Annotated in this window: 11 protein-coding genes; 9 read left to right on the top strand and 2 right to left on the bottom strand. The window is 66.1% G+C overall.

Annotated elements, in window-relative coordinates; translation table 11 throughout:
* Positions 1-73 precede the first annotated feature (73 nt).
* The gene (gene putA / locus APT63_18085) at positions 74-4,027 is read right to left on the bottom strand and encodes a trifunctional transcriptional regulator/proline dehydrogenase/L-glutamate gamma-semialdehyde dehydrogenase (GenBank protein ID AMA47376.1); all 3,954 of its coding nucleotides are present in this window, start codon (positions 4,025-4,027) and stop codon (positions 74-76) included.
* A gap of 357 nt (positions 4,028-4,384) precedes the next feature.
* Here putA and APT63_18080 point away from each other — a divergent pair, with 357 nt between their 5' ends.
* The 5 genes from APT63_18080 to APT63_18060 all read left to right on the top strand — a co-directional run bounded on the left by APT63_18080 (position 4,385) and on the right by APT63_18060 (position 11,362).
* Entirely contained in the window at positions 4,385-5,869 is a 1,485-nt protein-coding gene (locus APT63_18080; GenBank protein ID AMA47375.1) for a proline:sodium symporter PutP, read from the top strand.
* A gap of 163 nt (positions 5,870-6,032) precedes the next feature.
* Complete coding sequence (locus tag APT63_18075; protein ID AMA47374.1) at positions 6,033-6,869, top strand: lactate dehydrogenase; 837 nt, start codon at positions 6,033-6,035, stop codon at positions 6,867-6,869.
* A gap of 254 nt (positions 6,870-7,123) precedes the next feature.
* A complete protein-coding gene (locus tag APT63_18070) occupies positions 7,124-8,878 on the top strand; it encodes a carbamoyltransferase (protein ID AMA47373.1) in 1,755 nt (584 codons plus the stop codon).
* Complete coding sequence (locus tag APT63_18065) at positions 8,865-9,773, top strand: glycosyl transferase (GenBank protein AMA47372.1); 909 nt, start codon at positions 8,865-8,867, stop codon at positions 9,771-9,773. Before APT63_18070 ends, APT63_18065 begins: the two co-directional genes overlap by 14 nt.
* 107 nt (positions 9,774-9,880) lie before the next feature.
* Positions 9,881-11,362 carry a hypothetical protein gene (locus tag APT63_18060; GenBank protein AMA47371.1) on the top strand — a complete coding sequence of 494 codons (1,482 nt, stop codon included), beginning with the start codon at positions 9,881-9,883 and terminating at the stop codon, positions 11,360-11,362.
* Between the two features lie 10 nt (positions 11,363-11,372).
* Here the strand turns inward: APT63_18060 and APT63_18055 are convergent, their stop codons facing one another.
* On the bottom strand, positions 11,373-12,047 hold the full coding sequence (locus APT63_18055; GenBank protein AMA47370.1) for a toluene tolerance protein: 675 nt from the start codon (positions 12,045-12,047) through the stop codon (positions 11,373-11,375).
* Between the two features lie 131 nt (positions 12,048-12,178).
* On the opposite strand from APT63_18055, the gene APT63_18050 reads away from it, so the two are divergent.
* From APT63_18050 to APT63_18035, 4 genes are all read left to right on the top strand, one after another.
* Positions 12,179-13,999 (top strand): lipid A export permease/ATP-binding protein MsbA, encoded by a 1,821-nt coding sequence (locus APT63_18050; GenBank protein ID AMA47369.1) that lies wholly within the window; start codon positions 12,179-12,181, stop codon positions 13,997-13,999.
* A complete protein-coding gene (locus APT63_18045) occupies positions 13,993-14,892 on the top strand; it encodes an acetyltransferase (protein AMA47368.1) in 900 nt (299 codons plus the stop codon). The genes APT63_18050 and APT63_18045 overlap by 7 nt, the downstream gene beginning before the upstream one ends.
* 3 nt (positions 14,893-14,895) lie before the next feature.
* Positions 14,896-16,296 (top strand): GlcNAc-PI de-N-acetylase, encoded by a 1,401-nt coding sequence (locus tag APT63_18040; protein AMA47367.1) that lies wholly within the window; start codon positions 14,896-14,898, stop codon positions 16,294-16,296.
* 124 nt (positions 16,297-16,420) lie between these two features.
* Entirely contained in the window at positions 16,421-17,842 is a 1,422-nt protein-coding gene (locus tag APT63_18035; protein AMA47366.1) for a bifunctional heptose 7-phosphate kinase/heptose 1-phosphate adenyltransferase, read from the top strand.
* The last annotated feature ends 50 nt before the right edge of the window (positions 17,843-17,892 follow it).

Raw genomic sequence — 17,892 nt, 5'->3', positions numbered from 1 at the left:
CGAGCCGCGCAGTGGGCAAAAAAAAGCCGAGGCAGCCATGGGCCGCCTCGGCTTTTTCGTGTTGCCGTCAGTGTCAGCCGATGGTCATCAGGCTGGCGTTACCGCCTGCCGCTGCCGTGTTGACGCTGACTGCGCGCTCGATCACCAGGCGCTCCAGGGCGATCTGGTGGTCGCCACTGGACAGGCCCTGGACGCCGACGATCGCACCGGCACGCTTGGCCACCTGCTCGCAGATCGCGCGCAGCTGGTCGGAATCGCCATGGTGCAGCACGGCGTCGAAGGCGACGTCGTCCTTGTGCCAGTCGGCGACCAGCTTGACCTTGGCCTGTACGTCCCGTGGCAGGCGCGCTCGCAGCGAGCGGCCCGGTTCGTTGTCCTCGAACAGTGCCGAGCTGCCGACGGCCAGGACCGCCGCCAGTTGCGCCTGCAGGTCCGCCTCGCTGTCGGCCAGGCACAGCACGTGCTCGCGCGGCAGGATGGTGTAGCTGTTGCGCTCGCCGGTCGGGCCGGGCAGCAGGCGGTTGATGCCGGTCTGCGACTGCTGGACGAAGCTGTCGCACAGGGCTGCCAGGTCGTTCAGCTGGTTGCTGTTGGCCCAGGCCTTGTAGCCCTGCAGCGGCTGAAGCAGCTGGGCACGGGCCGGGTTGTCCAGCGGTGTGTCGCCGTCGACGCGTTCGAAGTGACGCGAGATGGCATCGGCCGGACGGGTCGACAACAGGCGGAACAGGTACAGCGGGCCGCCGGCTTTCGGGCCGGTGCCCGACAGGCCTTCACCACCGAACGGCTGGACGCCGACCACGGCACCGACGATGTTGCGGTTGACGTACATGTTGCCGGCGTTGACGTTCTCCACCACCTTGGCGATGGTTTCGTCGATCCGGGTGTGCACGCCCAGGGTCAGGCCATAGCCGGAGGCGTTGATCTGTTCGATCAGTTGGTCGAGGTTGCGGCGGTTGTAGCGCACCACGTGCAGGACCGGGCCGAAGATCTCACGCTGCAGCTCGTCGAAGCTTTCCAGCTCGATCAGGGTCGGCATGACGAAGGTGCCACGCTTGCATTCCTCGGCATCGGCCAGGGCCATCTGGTAGATGGAGCGGCCTTTGGCGCGCATGCCCTGGATGTGCTTCTCGATGCCCTGCTTGGCTTCGGCGTCGATCACCGGGCCGATGTCCACGGACAGGCGCTCGGGGTTGCCGAGACGGCTCTGCGCCATGGCGCCCTTGAGCATTTCGATCACGCGGTCGGCGGCGTCTTCCTGCACGCACAGGACACGCAGCGCCGAGCAGCGCTGGCCGGCACTGTCGAAGGCCGAGGACACCACGTCCACCACCACCTGTTCGGTCAGCGCGGAGGAGTCGACGATCATCGCGTTCTGGCCACCGGTTTCGGCGATCAGCGGGATCGGACGGCCCTGGGCGTCCAGGCGACCGGCGACGTTGCGTTGCAGCAGACGGGCAACCTCGGTGGAGCCGGTGAACATCACGCCCTTGACGCGATCGTCACCGACCAGGCGCGCACCGACGGTCTCGCCACGGCCTGGCAGCAGTTGCAGCACGCCTTCCGGAATGCCGGCTTCCAGCAGCAGGCGCACGGCCTGGGCGGCGATCAGCGGGGTCTGCTCGGCCGGTTTGGCCAGTACCGGGTTGCCGGCGGCGAGCGCGGCGGCCACCTGGCCGGAGAAGATCGCCAGGGGGAAGTTCCACGGGCTGATGCAGACCACCGGGCCGAGCGGGCGATGGGCGTCGTTGCTGAAGTCGTTGCGTGCCTGCACCGCGTAGTAGCGCAGGAAGTCCACGGCTTCGCGCACTTCGGCGATGGCGTTGAGGTAGGTCTTGCCCGCCTCGCGTACCAGCAGGCCCATCAGTGGCTGGATCTCGGCTTCCATCAGGTCGGCGGCGCGTTCCAGGATGGCGGCGCGTTCCGCAGGCGGGGTGGCCTGCCAGATCGGCGCGGCGTTGACGGCGCACTGGATGGCGTTGTCGGCGTCGGCGACGGTGGCTTCCTGCACATGACCGACCACGTCACGATGATCCGACGGGTTCAGGACCTGGGCAGCGGCTTCTTCACTGGCGGCGCAGCCCAGCAGCGGCGCGGCCTTCCAGTCGGTGTGCGCGGTGGCCAGCAGGGCGCAGGACAGCGAGGCCAGACGGTGTTCGTTGGACATGTCGATGCCCGCCGAGTTGGCGCGCTCGGTGCCATAGAGGTCGCGCGGCAGCGGGATGCGTGGGTGCGGCAGGCCGATGCGGCCTTCCTGGGTGCCCATGCGCTCGATGCTGACGACCGGGTCGGCGACCAGTTCCTGGATCGACAGGGTATGGTCGGCCACGCGGTTGACGAACGAGGTGTTGGCGCCGTTTTCCAGCAGACGGCGGACCAGGTAGGCCAGCAGGGTCTCGTGGGTGCCGACCGGCGCGTACACGCGGCACGGACGGTTCAGCTTGCCGTCGGACACCTTGCCCACGACCTGCTCGTAGAGCGGCTCGCCCATGCCGTGCAGGCACTGGAACTCGTACTGGCCGGGGTAGTAGTTCTGGCCGGCGATGTGGTAGATGGCCGACAGCGTGTGGGCGTTGTGGGTGGCGAACTGCGGGTAGATGGCTTCCGGCACCGCCAGCAGCTTGCGGGCACAGGCGACGTAGGACACGTCGGTGTAGACCTTGCGGGTGTAGACCGGGTAGCCCTCGAGGCCTTCGACCTGGGCGCGCTTGATCTCGCTGTCCCAGTAGGCGCCCTTGACCAGACGGATCATCAGGCGATGACGGCTGCGCTTGGCCAGGTCGATGACGTAGTCGATCACGTGCGGGCAGCGTTTCTGGTAGGCCTGGATGACGAAGCCGATACCGTTCCAGCCCGCCAGTTGCGGCTCGAAGCACAGGCGCTCGAGCAGGTCCAGGGACAGCTCCAGGCGGTCGGCTTCCTCGGCGTCGATGTTCAGGCCGATGTCGTACTGCTTGGCCATCAGGGTCAGCGACAGCAGGCGCGGGTACAGCTCTTCCATCACACGCTCGTACTGGGCACGGCTGTAGCGCGGGTGCAGCGCCGAGAGCTTGATCGAGATGCCGGGGCCTTCATAGATGCCACGGCCGTGGGAGGCCTTGCCGATCGAGTGGATGGCCTGCTCGTAGGACGCCAGGTATTTCTGTGCGTCGTGCTCGGTCAGTGCAGCTTCGCCGAGCATGTCGTAGGAGTAGCGGAAGCCCTTGGACTCGAAGCGGCTGGCGTTGGCCAGGGCTTCGGCGATGGTTTCGCCGGTGACGAACTGCTCGCCCATCAGGCGCATGGCCATGTCGACGCCCTTGCGGATCATCGGTTCGCCGCTCTTGCCGATGATGCGGCTGAGCGAGGACGACAGGCCCGACTCGTTGTGCGTGGAGACCAGCTTGCCGGTCAGCAGCAGGCCCCAGGTCGCGGCGTTGACGAACAGCGATGGGCTGTTGCCCAGGTGCGGCTGCCAGTTGCCGGTGCTGATCTTGTCGCGGATCAGGGCGTCACGGGTACCTTTGTCGGGGATACGCAGCAGGGCTTCGGCCAGGCACATCAGGGCCACGCCTTCCTGGGAGGACAAAGAGAATTCCTGCAGCAGGCCTTGCACGATACCGGCCCGGCCGCCTGCGCTCTTCTGATGACGCAGCTTGTCGGCGATGCGCACGGCGAGCTTGTTGGTGGCCTCGGCCTGCTCGGTCGTGAGGCGCGCCTGCTCCAGCAGCATCGGCACCATTTCTTGCTCGGGGCGACGGTAGGCACCGGTGATGGCGGCGCGCAGCACCGATTGCGGCAGGATGCTTTCGGCGAACTCGAGGAAGCACTGATGCTCGTGGTCGGCCTGTACTTCACCCGCGTCGTCGGCGTTGGCCGAAGTCTGGGCGGTCAGTTCGGTCAAGGTGGCGCCACCCTCGAGTTTCTCGAGGTAATTGAAGATTGCCTGCTTGATCAACCAATGCGGCGTGCGGTCGATGGACTGCGCTGCGCTCTTGAGTCGTTCACGGGTCGGGTCGTCGAGTTTGACCCCAAGGGTGGTCGTCGCCATTTTCTTGTCCTCATTATTGCCACAGGCGTGGCTTAAGCTGGCGCCAAGATTAGCTGTAGGAAATTTCAGGTGCAACCGGGTGCAACCCAAAAAGTTCAACGCACAGGTGCAACTCGTCCGATAGCGGGTCAGGCAAGTGGAAAATTCCCAAGTTTGGTGCGAAATGTTCTGAATCAAATGCTTCTTGCTCCAAAAGGGAGCAAAAACGTAGCTGTAATCTGAAAGGCACGGGCAGGTGCAACTGGCAAGTGAAAAATGGTTGCACCTGATTCCCGTTGTTGCATAGGATTCGTCGCCTGGGTGCAACCGGCTTTTTTACCGGTCGCTGAGATAACAACAAATTGCCAGGGCACAAACATGGGTGCATTCAATCCGCTCACGATCACCTTCGTGATCTACATCGCAGCAATGGTGCTGATCGGCTTTGCCGCCTATCGCTCCACGCAAAACCTCTCCGACTACATTCTCGGCGGTCGCAGCCTCGGCAGCGTGGTCACCGCCTTGTCCGCCGGTGCTTCCGACATGAGTGGCTGGTTGCTGATGGGCCTGCCGGGCGCCATCTACCTGTCCGGCCTTTCCGAAGCCTGGATCGCCATCGGCCTGACCCTCGGCGCCTACCTCAACTGGCTGTTCGTCGCCGGTCGTCTGCGCGTGCAGACCGAGCACAATGGCGACGCCCTGACGCTGCCGGACTTCTTCGCCAGCCGCTTCGAAGACCAGAGCGGTCTGCTGCGGATCATCTCGGCCATCGTGATTCTGGTGTTCTTCACCATCTACTGCGCTTCGGGCATCGTTGCCGGTGCGCGCCTGTTCGAAAGCACCTTCGGCATGCCGTACGAAACCGCCCTGTGGGCCGGTGCCGCCGCGACCATCGCCTACACCTTCATCGGTGGCTTTCTGGCGGTGAGCTGGACCGATACCGTGCAAGCCTCGCTGATGATCTTCGCGCTGATCCTGACGCCGGTGATCGTGCTGATCTCCACGGGCGGGTTCGACACCACGTTCGCAGCCATCGAGCTGCAGGATCCTGCGCATTTCGACATGTTCAAGGGCGCGACCTTCGTCGGCATCATCTCCCTGCTGGGCTGGGGTCTGGGCTATTTCGGTCAGCCGCACATCCTGGCGCGCTTCATGGCCGCCGATTCGGTCAAGTCGATCGCCAAGGCGCGCCGCATCTCCATGACCTGGATGATCCTGTGCCTGGCCGGTACCTGCGCGGTGGGCTTCTTCGGCATCGCCTACTTCTCGGCGCACCCGGGCCTGGCTGGCCCGGTCACCGAGAACCACGAGCGTGTGTTCATCGAGCTGGCCAAGATCCTGTTCAACCCCTGGATCGCGGGCATCCTGCTGTCGGCCATCCTGGCCGCCGTCATGAGTACCCTGAGCTGCCAGCTGCTGGTCTGCTCCAGTGCTTTGACCGAGGACTTCTACAAAGCCTTCCTGCGCAAAGGTGCATCGCAGCGTGAGCTGGTCTGGGTCGGTCGCCTGATGGTCCTGGCCGTGGCGCTGGTCTCCATCGCCCTGGCCGCCAACCCGGAAAACCGCGTACTGGGCCTGGTCGCCTACGCCTGGGCCGGCTTCGGTGCCGCCTTCGGTCCGGTGGTGCTGATCTCGGTCCTGTGGAAGGGCATGACCCGCAACGGCGCCCTGGCCGGCATCGTGGTCGGCGCGCTGACCGTCATCCTGTGGAAGAACCTGGCCATCTCCAGCCTGTACGAGATCATCCCAGGCTTCCTGTTCGCCAGCATCGCCATCGTCCTGGTCAGCAAGCTGGGTCGTCCGACCGCCAGCATGATCGATCGCTTCGAGAAGGCCGACGCGGCGTATCACAGCGAGAAGTAAGCAGTCGCGGTGAGTTGCACGTCGTGTTGGATGGGCCTGTTCCGAAAGGGGCAGGCTCATTCACTGATCTCACGTTCGGCCATGCTCTCGCTTGCCGCTCGCCACTCCCCCGCTTGCAGCCTGCGCCTCAACCGTTAGACTTGGCGACCCAGCAGGAGCCGCCATGAACTATCGTCACGCCTTCCACGCCGGCAACCACGCCGACGTCCTGAAACACATCGTCCTGACCCGTCTCATTGCCTTGATGTCGCGCAAGGAGCAGCCGTTCGCCTACCTCGACACCCACGCCGGGCTGGGGCTGTACGATCTGCAAGGCGACCAGGCCAGCCGCACCGGCGAATATCTCGAAGGCATCGCCCGCCTGTGGGGGCGCGATGACCTGCCGGCGTCGACCGACGACTACCTCAAGGTGATCCGCCGGCTGAACCCCGACGGCCAGTTGCGCTACTACCCCGGCTCGCCGGAGCTGGCGCGCCGCACGATGCGCCAGCAGGACCGTGCGCTGCTCAACGAGAAGCACCCCGAAGACGGTCCGCTGCTGCGCGAGAACATGAAGAAGGACCCGCGCGTGGTGGTCCATCTCGGTGAAGGCTGGCATGTACCGCGGGCCTTGCTGCCGGTGCAGGAAAAGCGCGCCATCATGCTGATCGATCCGCCTTTCGAGCAGGCCGACGAGCTCAAGCGCTGCACCCAGTCGGTGAAAGAGGCCATCGGCCGCATGCGTCAGACCGTGGTCGCCCTCTGGTATCCGATCAAGGACCAGCGACAGTTGACGCGCTTCTACCAGGACCTGACCAGCACCGGCGCACCGAAACTGCTGCGGGTCGAGCTGTACGTCCATCCCCAGGACAGCCCGCAGGGCCTCAATGGGTCGGGTCTGGCGATCACCAACCCGCCCTGGGGCCTGGAGGAAGAGCTGCGCGAACTGCTGCCGTGGCTGGCCGGGGAGCTGGCGCAGAGCCACGGCAGCTGGCGGATGGATTGGCTCATCGCCGAGTGAGCCACCCCCTGGCGGTTTGAAGCCACACGCCACAAGCTGCAAGCGGACGGTAGTGCGGAGCGTCGGGTGTCGACAGGACGTCGAGGCGGCGCTGCAGCCCTGACTTGCAGCGTGCGCCTCTGGCCCGTGTCGTCAATGGCCACAGCCTGCCACGCATTACCCCACCGCCGCTTTGCGTTATAATCCCGCCCCTTTAGTCGCCATCCGCCCCATGAGGCCGAGGCGCATCTTTACCGAATGAAGAGGCTAGACCCTTGGCATTGACGATTCTTGGCCTGTCCGGCGCCCTCAGCCATGACCCTTCCGCGGCCCTGTACATCGACGGCAAGCTGATTGCCGCTGCCGAAGAGGAACGCTTCGTGCGTGACAAGCATGCGAAGAACCGCATGCCCTACGAATCGGCGAAGTTCTGCCTGGAACAGGCCGGCATCAAGCCGTCGGATGTCGACGTGGTCGCCATTCCCTTCGCACCCATCAGCCTGTTCGGCAAGGCACGCTGGCACTACGCCAAGCGCTACTGGTACGCCCCGGACCGTGCGCTGGACGCCCTGTTGATGGGCAACCGCCGCTACAAGCGCTACCGCAAGAAGATCGTCTGGTGCCTGGAGCAGCTGGGCTTCGATCCGAAGAAGATCAAGATCGAGCCGGTCGAGCACCACCTGGCCCACGCCTCCAGCGCCTACCACTGCTCGGGCTTCAAGGAAAAGACCGCGATCCTCGGCATCGACGGCAAGGGCGAGTACGCCACCACCTTCTTCGGCTACGGCGAAAACGGCCGCATCCACAAGATCAAGGAATTCTTCGACCCGGATTCGCTGGGCGGCCTGTACGGCGCGATCACCGAATTCCTGGGCTTCGAGATGCTCGATGGCGAGTTCAAGGTCATGGGCATGGCGCCCTACGGCGACGCCAGCAAGTACGACTTCTCGCGTCTGGCCAGCTTCGAGAACGGCGAACTGGTGATCAACACCGAGTACGCCAACGTCATCGGCCTGCGCCGCTACAAAGAGAAGGGCAAGGGCTTCTACTTCACGCCCAAGCTGATCGAATGGCTGGGCCCCAAGCGTGAAGGCGATGTGGCCGACGAGCCGTACATCCACTACGCGGCCAGCATGCAGGCGCTGTTCGAGAAGCTGGCCTTGCAGATGATCGATCACTACCTGAGCGACACCCTCAAGGAAACCGGCAAGCTGGCCTTCGCCGGCGGCTGTGCGCTGAACGTCAAGCTCAACCAGAAGATCATCGACCGCGCCGACGTCAAGGAACTGTTCGTCCAGCCGGCGTCCGGCGATGCCGGCACCGCCGTGGGCGCCGCGGCCTACGTGTCCCATGCCCGCGGCGTGCCGGTGGAGAAGATGGAACACGTCTACCTCGGCCCGGCCTACTCCAACGAGGACGTCATCGCCGCGTGTGCCCGTCACCCGAGCAAACCGGTATGGCGCCGGATCGACGACATGCCCGAGCGCATCGCCAGAATCATGGTCGACGGCAACCCGGTCGCCTGGTTCCAGGGGCGCATGGAGTTCGGGCCGCGTGCACTCGGTGGCCGTTCGATCATCGGCTGCCCGAGCGCCACCGGCGTGGCCGACCGGATCAACGAGCAGATCAAGTTCCGCGAGCGCTGGAGACCGTTCTGCCCGTCGATGCTCGACACCGTGGCGCCGCAGATGATCAAGATCGATCACCCGGCACCGTTCATGACCTTCACCTTCGAAGTCGCCGAAGAGTGGAAGACCCGCGTGCCGGAAGTCGTCCACGAGGACGGCACGTCGCGGGCGCAGGTGCTCAAGCGCGAGTACAACCCGCGCTACTACGACATGATGAAGGCCCTGGAAGCGCTGACCGGCAACGGCGTCTCGCTGAACACCTCGCTCAACCGGCGTGGCGAGCCGATGATCTGCTCGCCGACCGATGCCTTGAACATGTTCTTCGGTTCGGACCTGCAATACTTGATCATGGAAGACATCCTGGTGGTCAAAGAGGGCGCGAACGGATATGCAGACGACTGACGTGCTGATCAGCGTCGTTATTCCTGCGTACAACTACGCCAAGGTCTTGCCCAGGGCGGTCACCTCCGTCCTGGCGCAACTGGACGTCGACTGTGACCTGATGGTCATCGACGACGGCTCCACGGACGATACGCCCGAGGTGCTGCACCAGCTGTCGCAGCAGCATCCCGGGCGCTTTCGCGCCGTGCGCAAGGCCAATGGCGGCTTGTCCTCGGTGCGTAACCTGGGCATCGCCGAGTCACGTGGGCAGTACCTGATCTTTCTCGATGCCGACGACGAGATGGCGCCTGGTGCGCTGGACGCGCTGCGCCTGCACATCGAGGCCCACCCGACCACGCGCATGGTCATCGGCGGGCACTGGTCGGTCTTCGAGAATGGCGCGCGTGCGCTGCACACGGCCCGACCCTTGCCAGCCTCGCCTTATGCCCGCGTCCGCGGCTACCTGATAGACAAGAGCGTTTCGCTGTCCAACGGCGCCTGCGCCATGCACCGGGACGTGTTCGGGCCGGGCACCTACCCGGAACACCTGCGCAACGTCGAGGACATCCCGGTCTTCGCCCAGGTGCTGGCGCGCTTCGAGTGCACCATCATCGATCGCCCCCTGGCCGTGATCTACAAGCACCACGACAGCATGCGACACGATCTCAAGCAAAGCCTGGCGGCCGGCATCGAAATGGTCGACGAGGTCTTTTCGCCCGCTCGTCTGCCTGCCGCGTTGCATGGCCTGCGCCAGGCCTTCCTGACCCAGCGCTGCCTCTCGCTGTTTCGCGACTGCTATGGCGCCGGTGACTATGCGCGGGCCAAGCGGCTCTACCTGCAGGCCCTGCGCTACGACCCCTGCTCGGTCAGGCGCTGGTCCTACACGCGCAAAGCCCTGCGGTGCCTGTTCAAGTGACGGTCTGCGCTCAAGGAACGAGCGTGCAGGCGTTTTCATCGTCGTGCGGCACTTACCGTCGACCGCAGTGCCCCACCCCGCGGCATTCATTTCCCAAGGTCTGATCCATGCGCTCCGAACGCTCTTCTGTCCGTCCGAGTCCTGCCACGTCGCGTGCGCTCGAGCGTTTCGACCCTGCCTGGCTGGCCTTCTTCGGCAGCCTGGTGCTGTCGATCATCGCCATCGCGGGGGTCGTGACGGTCGGGCGCGATGGCGCGTTCTACCTGGACCTGGCGCGCCAGGCCGGCGAGCACGACCTGGCTGGGGTGCAGGCACGTTTCGACTGGCCCTGGTATCCGCTACTGCTGGCTGGCACCCATGCCGTGTTGCGGCTGCCGCTGGAGTATTGCGCCTACTTGTGGTCGGTGCTGTTCGCGGCCGGCACCTGCGCCTTGATGGTCGACCTGGTCCGGCAGCGTGCGCCCCAGGCCGCCTATTGGGCCTGCTGGATCGTGCTGGCGATGCCGGCGGTGAACCAGTTCCGCGGCGACATCATTCGCGAGTCCGGCTTCTGGTTCTTCTGCACCCTGGCGCTCTGGCTGGCGATGCGTTGGCAGGCGCGAGGCGGCTGGGGGCTGGCGGCGGCCATTTCCCTGGCGGTCGGCCTGGGCAGCCTGTTCCGTCTGGAGGCCGTTCTGGTCGGCGGCTGCGTGCTGCTCTGGCAGGTGGCTGCGCTGTGGACGGCCGGGCAGCGGCAGCGATTCGTACAGGTCGCCTGGCTGCCGGTCTTGGTGGGCATTGCGGGTGTGCTGGCGCTGACGGGGTGGGGCGTACTGGATGCGCGTCGGCTCGACTACTACCTGGAGCTGATCCGGCCTGCCGGCCTGTTCGGCGCCTTCAATCAACTGAGCCATCAATTCGCCGATTCGCTGGTCAACAAGTACTCGGCCAACGAAGCCGGGCGGATCATCTTCATCGGCCTGAGCGGCGCGCTGCTGATCAAGTGCGTCAGCCTCATGGGGCCGGGCGCCCTGGCCTTTCTCGATCGGCGCGCCTGGGCGGCCTGGGCACGCTACTGGCGCGAGTACCGGGTCCTGGCGCTCACGGCGCTGGTCTACCTGGTCGTGCTGATGCTGTTCTTCATCCGCGCGCAGTTCATGAACAGTCGCTACCTGAGCCTGCTGGTGCTGCTGCTGGTGCCGTTGCTGGCGATGGGGCTGCACCTGTTCCATCAGGCGCATCCACGTCTGGGCAAGGCCCTGGCGCTGGTCGGCCTGCTGGTGATGCTGGCGAACGTGATCTCCCTGGGTGCCCGCAAGACGCATTACGTCGAGGCGGGCCATTGGGTCGCGGCCCATACCCCGGCGCAGGCTTCGATCTTCTACGAAGACGGCCGCATCGGCTATTACGCCGGGCGCGGCTATGAACTCAGCGACCTGACCCGTGAGGCCGCCATGGGGCCGGAACTGGCGGACAGCTATCGCTATTTCGTCATCGAGGCCGAGCCCGACGAGCCCTGGCTCCAGGACTGGCTGAAGCAGCATCCGCTGCGCGTGCTGGCCAGCTTCGCCAATCGCAAGGGTGACACCGTGCTGGTGGTCGGCCCTTAGGGGGTGGTGCCTAGGGGTTGGGCGGAGCGTCGGCGAGCAGCGTCGACACCTGCGCCACCAGACGCTCGTAGCCAGGCTTGTGCGGCAAGGACGCCGCGTAGCCGCGCAGGAAGGCCTGCCCCGCATCGTCGCCGCGCAGCCAGGCACGGTCTTCGCGGTAGCGCAGCATGTGCTGGAAGTTGCGCAGCCGCTTGTTCGGACCGAGCGCCCGACCCCGCTGACTGAGGTCGGCGATGTCGATCAGGCCCAGGACCTGGGCCGGGGTCAGCACCACATTGCCCAGGTGCAGCGAGCGAAAGTACACGCCTTGGTCATGCAGCCGGGCGACGAACGCGCCATAGCGCTCGCGCAGCGTGTCGGTGGCCGTGCCCTGCTGGATCAGCTGGCGCAGGGTCGAGCCTGCCAGCGGCGCGTAGTAGACGCCATCGCGCTCGATGCTCTTGATCCGGTACACCGCCAGCACTTCGGGCGTCTCGATACCTAGCGCACGCAGCCGCCGTGCGTTGTCGGCAAAGCGCTGGGCATAGGGGAACAGGGCTGCCGAGGTCAGCCAGCGCTTGCGCCGGAACAGCTTGAGAAAGCGTCCGTCCGGCATCTGCAGCACCTTGTCGCCCGAGCCATCGGCCTCGATCACGCGCGCGCCTTCACGCAGGGTCAGGTAGGCGGTGTGGTCCAGTGGCTGCATGGCGTTTCCTCGGCAAATGAGCCCGCCATGGTACCGCAGTTGCCGGGGCAGGGGAGGCCGATGACCTTCATTCGGGCCCCGTTTTGGCTGTGTTACCATTGCCGTTTCACGCCGTCATGTACTGGAAACCCATGAGTCGACCCGACCCTCACGCGCAATCGACGCTCACGATCTACCTGCGCCTTCTGAGCTATGTCCGGCCCTATATCGGGCTGTTCCTGTTGAGCATCTTCGGCTTCCTGATCTTCGCCTCGACGCAGCCGATGCTGGCCTACATTCTCAAGTACTTCGTCGATGGCCTGGGCAACCCCGAGGCCCGGCTGTTCGCCGGTCATGCCTGGCTGCCCGAGCTGCAGCTGCTGCAGGCCGTGCCGCTGATGATCGTGTTGATCGCCCTGTTGCAGGGCATCGGCTCCTACCTGGGCAATTTCTTCCTGGCCCGCGTGTCGCTCGGGCTGATCCATGACCTGCGCGTGCTGCTGTTCAACAAGCTGCTGAAGCTGCCCACGTCGTACCTGGACAACCACAACTCCGGTCACCTGATCTCGCGCATCACCTTCAACGTCACCATGGTGACGGGCGCGGCGACCGACGCCATCAAGGTGGTGATCCGCGAAGGCATGACGGTCATCTTCCTGTTCGTCTCGCTGCTGTGGATGAACTGGAAGCTGACCCTGGTGATGCTGGCCATCCTGCCGCTGATCGGCCTGATGGTGAACAGCACCAGCCGCAAGTTCCGCAAGCAGAGCAAGAAGATCCAGGTGGCCATGGGCGACGTGACCCATGTGGCGTCCGAGACTATCCACGGGTTCCGTGTGGTGCGCAGCTTCGGTGGCGAACAGTACGAGGAGCAGCGCTTCGCCAAGGCCAGCCAGAACAACACCGACAAGCAGTTGAAGATGACCAAGACCGGCGCGGTCTACACGCCGACCCTGCAGCTGGTCACCTACTCGGCCATGGCCGTGGTCATGTTCCTGGTGCTGTACCTGCGTGGCGATTCCTCGCCGGGCGACCTGGTCGCCTATATCACCATGGCCGGCCTGCTGCCCAAGCCGATCCGTCAGCTGTCGGAAGTCAGCTCGACGATCCAGAAGGGCGTGGCCGGCGCGGAAAGCATCTTCGAGCAGGTCGACGAACCGGCTGAGCGCGACGAAGGCCAACTGGCCCCCGAGCGCGTGAGCGGCCGGCTGGAAGTGCGCGGCCTGAGCTTCACCTACCCTGGCACCGAAAAGCAGGTGCTCGACGACATCAGCTTCGTCGCCGAGGCCGGGCAGATGGTCGCCCTGGTCGGCCGGTCGGGCAGCGGCAAGTCCACCCTGGCCAACCTGGTGCCACGCTTCTACCAGCACAGCCAGGGGCAGATCCTGCTCGATGGCGAAGAGATCCAGCACTACCGGCTGCACAACCTGCGCCGGCACACGGCCCTGGTGACCCAGGCGGTGACGCTGTTCAACGACACGGTGGCCAACAACATCGCCTATGGTGCCCTGGCCGGTGCGCCGCTCGAGCAGGTCAAGCGCGCGGCCGCCGCCGCCTACGCCGACGAGTTCATCGAGCGCATGCCCGAGGGCTACCAGACCCTGGTGGGCGAAAACGGCGTGCTGCTTTCCGGTGGCCAGCGCCAGCGCCTGGCGATCGCGCGGGCGTTGCTCAAGGATGCGCCGCTGTTGATCCTGGACGAGGCCACCTCGGCCCTGGACACCGAGTCGGAGCGTCATATCCAGAGCGCGCTGGACGAGGTCATGAAGAACCGCACCACCCTGGTGATCGCCCACCGCCTGAGCACCATCGAGAAGGCCGACCTGATCCTGGTGATGGACGAAGGCCGTATCGTCGAGCGCGGCAGCCACGCCGAACTGCTGGCGCGCAATGGTCACTATGCCCGCCTGCACGCCAAGCAGTTCGAGGACGGTCCGGACGCTGCGCCGACGCCGAGCGTCGAGCCGTGCTGAGTCGGGTACGCGCCTGGCGTGAACGCGGCTGGTCGAGCATCGATGCCGACACTTATGCACAGGCCTGGGACCGCTGGGGCGGCAGCGTAGCGACCCATCCCCAAGTGGTGGAACGGCTGGCCGACCTGGCCGGTATCCCGGTGCGCTACCTGGGGTGGGACATCGGGGGCGAGATCGTTGCCGCCGTGCCCTGTTGGGGGCGCCACCTGGCGCTGTCCAAGGACGTGCTCAAGCGCCGTGGCCTGAAGGGGCTGTTCGACCTCGGCAATGCCGAGATCATCCTGCCCGCCAGCCCTGAGGTGAAGGTACCGTTGCGCCAGCAGGCGCGCTACGTGTCGGCGCTCAACCAGGCCAGCTTCCCGACGCTCACGCTGCAACGCGAAGCCCTGGCGCTGGCCCGCGCGCCCGAGGACTACTCCAAGAAGTTTCGCTACAACCAGCGCCGCGAACAGCGCCTGCTGGAGGAGGCCGGCGGCACGCTGAAACCGGTCCAGGCGTTCTCGCCTGCCGAGCTGGCGGGCCACTACGCCGACCTGTTCCAGCGTCGCTGGAACTTCCCGGCACCGGGCCTGGCGCACCTGGAAGAGGTGTTCACGCGCCTGCGCGAGTTCATGACCGGCTCGGTGGTGGAGCTCGAGGGCGCCCCGGTGGCCATCCAGGTGCTCTACAAGGTGCAGGCGCCGGCATGGGTGTCGGTGGAGTACGTCAACGGCGGCGTCGATCCGCAGAGCCGGGACTTCAGCCCGGGCAGCGTGCTCAGCTACGTGAACACCCAGGCCGAGTGGGATGCCGCCCGTGCGCTGGGCAAGTCGCTGCGCTACTCGTTCGGCCGCGCCGATCGCGAATACAAGGAGCGGTGGTGCCATACCGCTCAGGTCTACCAGAGGACGTGACGGGTGAGTAACCGAAAGCAGGCCTTGCTCAAGGCGCACCGCCGGGCCAAGCGACTGACGCTGCTGGTTGTCGCCGTGCTGCTGGTCGTGGCCGGCGCCGTGCTGGGTCTGTGGACGGTCCCCGTGCTCGCGGTGCTGGTGTGGATCGCCCACGAAGCCTGGTTCGCCGACCACTTGTTCTATCGGCCGAGCGATGACTACCACTATGCCCTGGACGCGCCGGGCAGCGCGCGTCAGCCGGTGCGCACGACGCCCCAGGTGAGGCTCGAACAGCCCTTGGCCGAGGGCGAGACGCTGGTGCTGGAAGTCACGCTCAAGGCCGGTTGGCTGGGCCGCCTGATCGATCCCAGCGTGCGGGTCGGCGATGACCGCCAGACCTTCGAACGCGGCGTGGCGGGCCGACGCTACCTGAACCTGTCCGGTCAGCGCGCGGCGCTCGAAGCCGGAACGCTCACCGTGCGCCCGCGCTTCTGCCGCGTCTCGGCCGAGGGCGTGCTGCACGTGCAGCGCAACCCCGACTACGCGCAGCGCCGGGTGATGGTGCTCGCGCCCCATGCCGACGATGCCGAACTGGCTGCCTTCGGGCTGTACAGCCGAGCGCGCGACGCCTGCATCGTGACCCTCACGCAAGGGGAAATCGAGGCCGACGCGTACCGTGCGCTGGGCCTGGACGCGGCAGGCGCCGCGCGGCTCAAGGGCCGCCTGCGCACCTGGGACAGCCTGGCGATCCCGCTCTGGGGCGGGGTGCCGGTCGAGCGCTGCGTCCAGCTGGGCTATTACTGCCTGCGCCTGTCGGCCATGGCCGAGGCGCCGGGCAGCCCGTTCGGTTCGCTCGAGTCCGGCGAGTCCGACATCCGCTCGGCACGCCAGGCCAACGCCCTGGCGCTGCCAGGCGACGCCGACGGCCTGCCCACCTGGGACAACCTGGTCGCCGACCTGAAAGCCCTGCTGCAGCACTTCCAGCCCGAGGTGGTGGTGATGCCGCACCCCGAGCTCGATCCGCACGCCGACCACCAGGCCACCACCCGTGCGCTCCAGCAGGCGATCGACGAAGGCGACTGGGCCCCTGACGTCGCCTTGCTCTACGCCAATCACCTGCACGACAACGACCGCTGGCCCATGGGCGAGGCCGGTACCGGGGTGGCGCTGCCACCGGTGATCGAGACGCCGGTGAGCGATGCGCCCTGGAGCCCGGTGCTGGATGCCCAGACCCAGCTCGACAAGGCCATGGCCCTGCGCATGCAGCACGACCTGCAAGGGCGCCCACCGCTGAAGAAGCGCCTGCGCCGTGCGATCCAGTGGCTGCTGGCCGGTCGCCGCTGGCCGGTGACCGGCGAGGACGAGTTCTTCCGCAAGGCGGTGCGCCGTCACGAACTGCTCTGGGTGCGTCGCCTGGACAAGTGAGCGGGCGGCCTGCCAGGCCATCCGTCCGGCCGCCTGGCAGTGCCTTCGTCGGTGGGGCATTGAGGCCGTAAAGCCAGCCTGTGCTACTATCGCCGCCCTGTTCCTTTCTGTCTGTGGGTTCTCCATGAAGTTAACCATGCCGCGTTTCGAATCGGCTCCCGTACTCGTGGTCGGCGATGTGATGCTCGACCGTTACTGGCATGGCGGTACTTCACGCATTTCTCCAGAAGCCCCGGTACCCGTGGTCAAGGTCGACCAGATCGAGGACCGCCCGGGCGGTGCGGCCAACGTCGCCCTGAACATCGCGGCGCTCGGTGCACCGGCCCTGCTGGTCGGCGTCACCGGCGAGGACGAGGCCGCCGAGAGCCTGGCCAACAGCCTGGAAGCCGCAGGCGTGCAGGCCGCGCTGCAGCGCATCGAGCACCAGCCGACCATCGTCAAGCTGCGGGTCATGAGCCGTCACCAGCAACTGCTGCGCATCGACTTCGAAGAAGCCTTCGACACTGACACCCAGGCCCTGCAGCAGAGCGTCGAAGCACTGCTCGACCAGGTCAAGGTGCTGGTGATCTCCGACTACGGCAAAGGCGCCCTGAAGAACCACCAGGCGCTGATCCAGGCGGCGGTGGCGCGCGGCATTCCGGTGCTGGCCGACCCCAAGGGCAAGGACTTCTCGATCTACCGGGGCGCCAGCCTGATCACCCCCAACCTGGCCGAGTTCGAGGCCATCGTCGGCCATTGCGTGGACGAGGCCGACCTGGTGGCCAAGGGCGCCGCGCTGATGAGCGAGCTTGAGCTGGGCGCGCTGCTGGTCACCCGTGGCGAGCACGGCATGACCCTGCTGCGCCCCGACCATGCGGCCCTGCACCTGCCGGCCCGCGCACGCGAGGTCTTCGACGTGACCGGCGCAGGCGACACCGTGATCTCCACCCTGGCCGCCGCCATCGCCGCCGAGGAAGACCTGCCCTGCGCCGTCGGCCTGGCCAACCTGGCGGCCGGCATCGTGGTCGGCAAGCTCGGTACCGCCGCCATCAGCGCCCCGGAACTGCGCCGCGCCATCCAGCGCGAGGAAGGCTCGGAGCGTGGCGTGCTGAGCCTGGAGCAGTTGCTGCTGGCCATCGACGACGCGCGGGCCCACAACGAGCGCATCGTCTTCACCAATGGTTGCTTCGACATCCTGCACGCCGGGCATGTGACCTACCTCGAGCAGGCACGCGCCCTGGGCGATCGTCTGATCGTGGCGGTCAACGACGACGCCTCGGTCAGCCGTCTCAAGGGCCCTGGCCGGCCGATCAACAGCGTCGACCGACGCATGGCGGTGCTGGCCGGGCTGGGCGCGGTCGACTGGGTGATCAGCTTCTCCGAATCGACCCCTGAAAGCCTGCTGACCGAGGTGCGCCCGGACGTGCTGGTCAAGGGCGGCGACTACGGCGTCGAGCAAGTGGTCGGTGCCGATATCGTGCGCGCCTACGGCGGTACGGTGAAGGTGCTGGGCCTGGTGGAGAACAGCTCGACCACCTCCATCGTGGAAAAGATCCGCAGCCGGTGATTGCACGCACCGGGTGCTCACGGGCGCTTCACGAACAGCGATAGAAGAAC

This window comes from Pseudomonas monteilii, from assembly GCA_001534745.1.
In the GTDB taxonomy this organism is placed as follows: domain Bacteria; phylum Pseudomonadota; class Gammaproteobacteria; order Pseudomonadales; family Pseudomonadaceae; genus Aquipseudomonas; species Aquipseudomonas alabamensis.
This window is presented reverse-complemented; position numbering and strand designations above follow the sequence as displayed.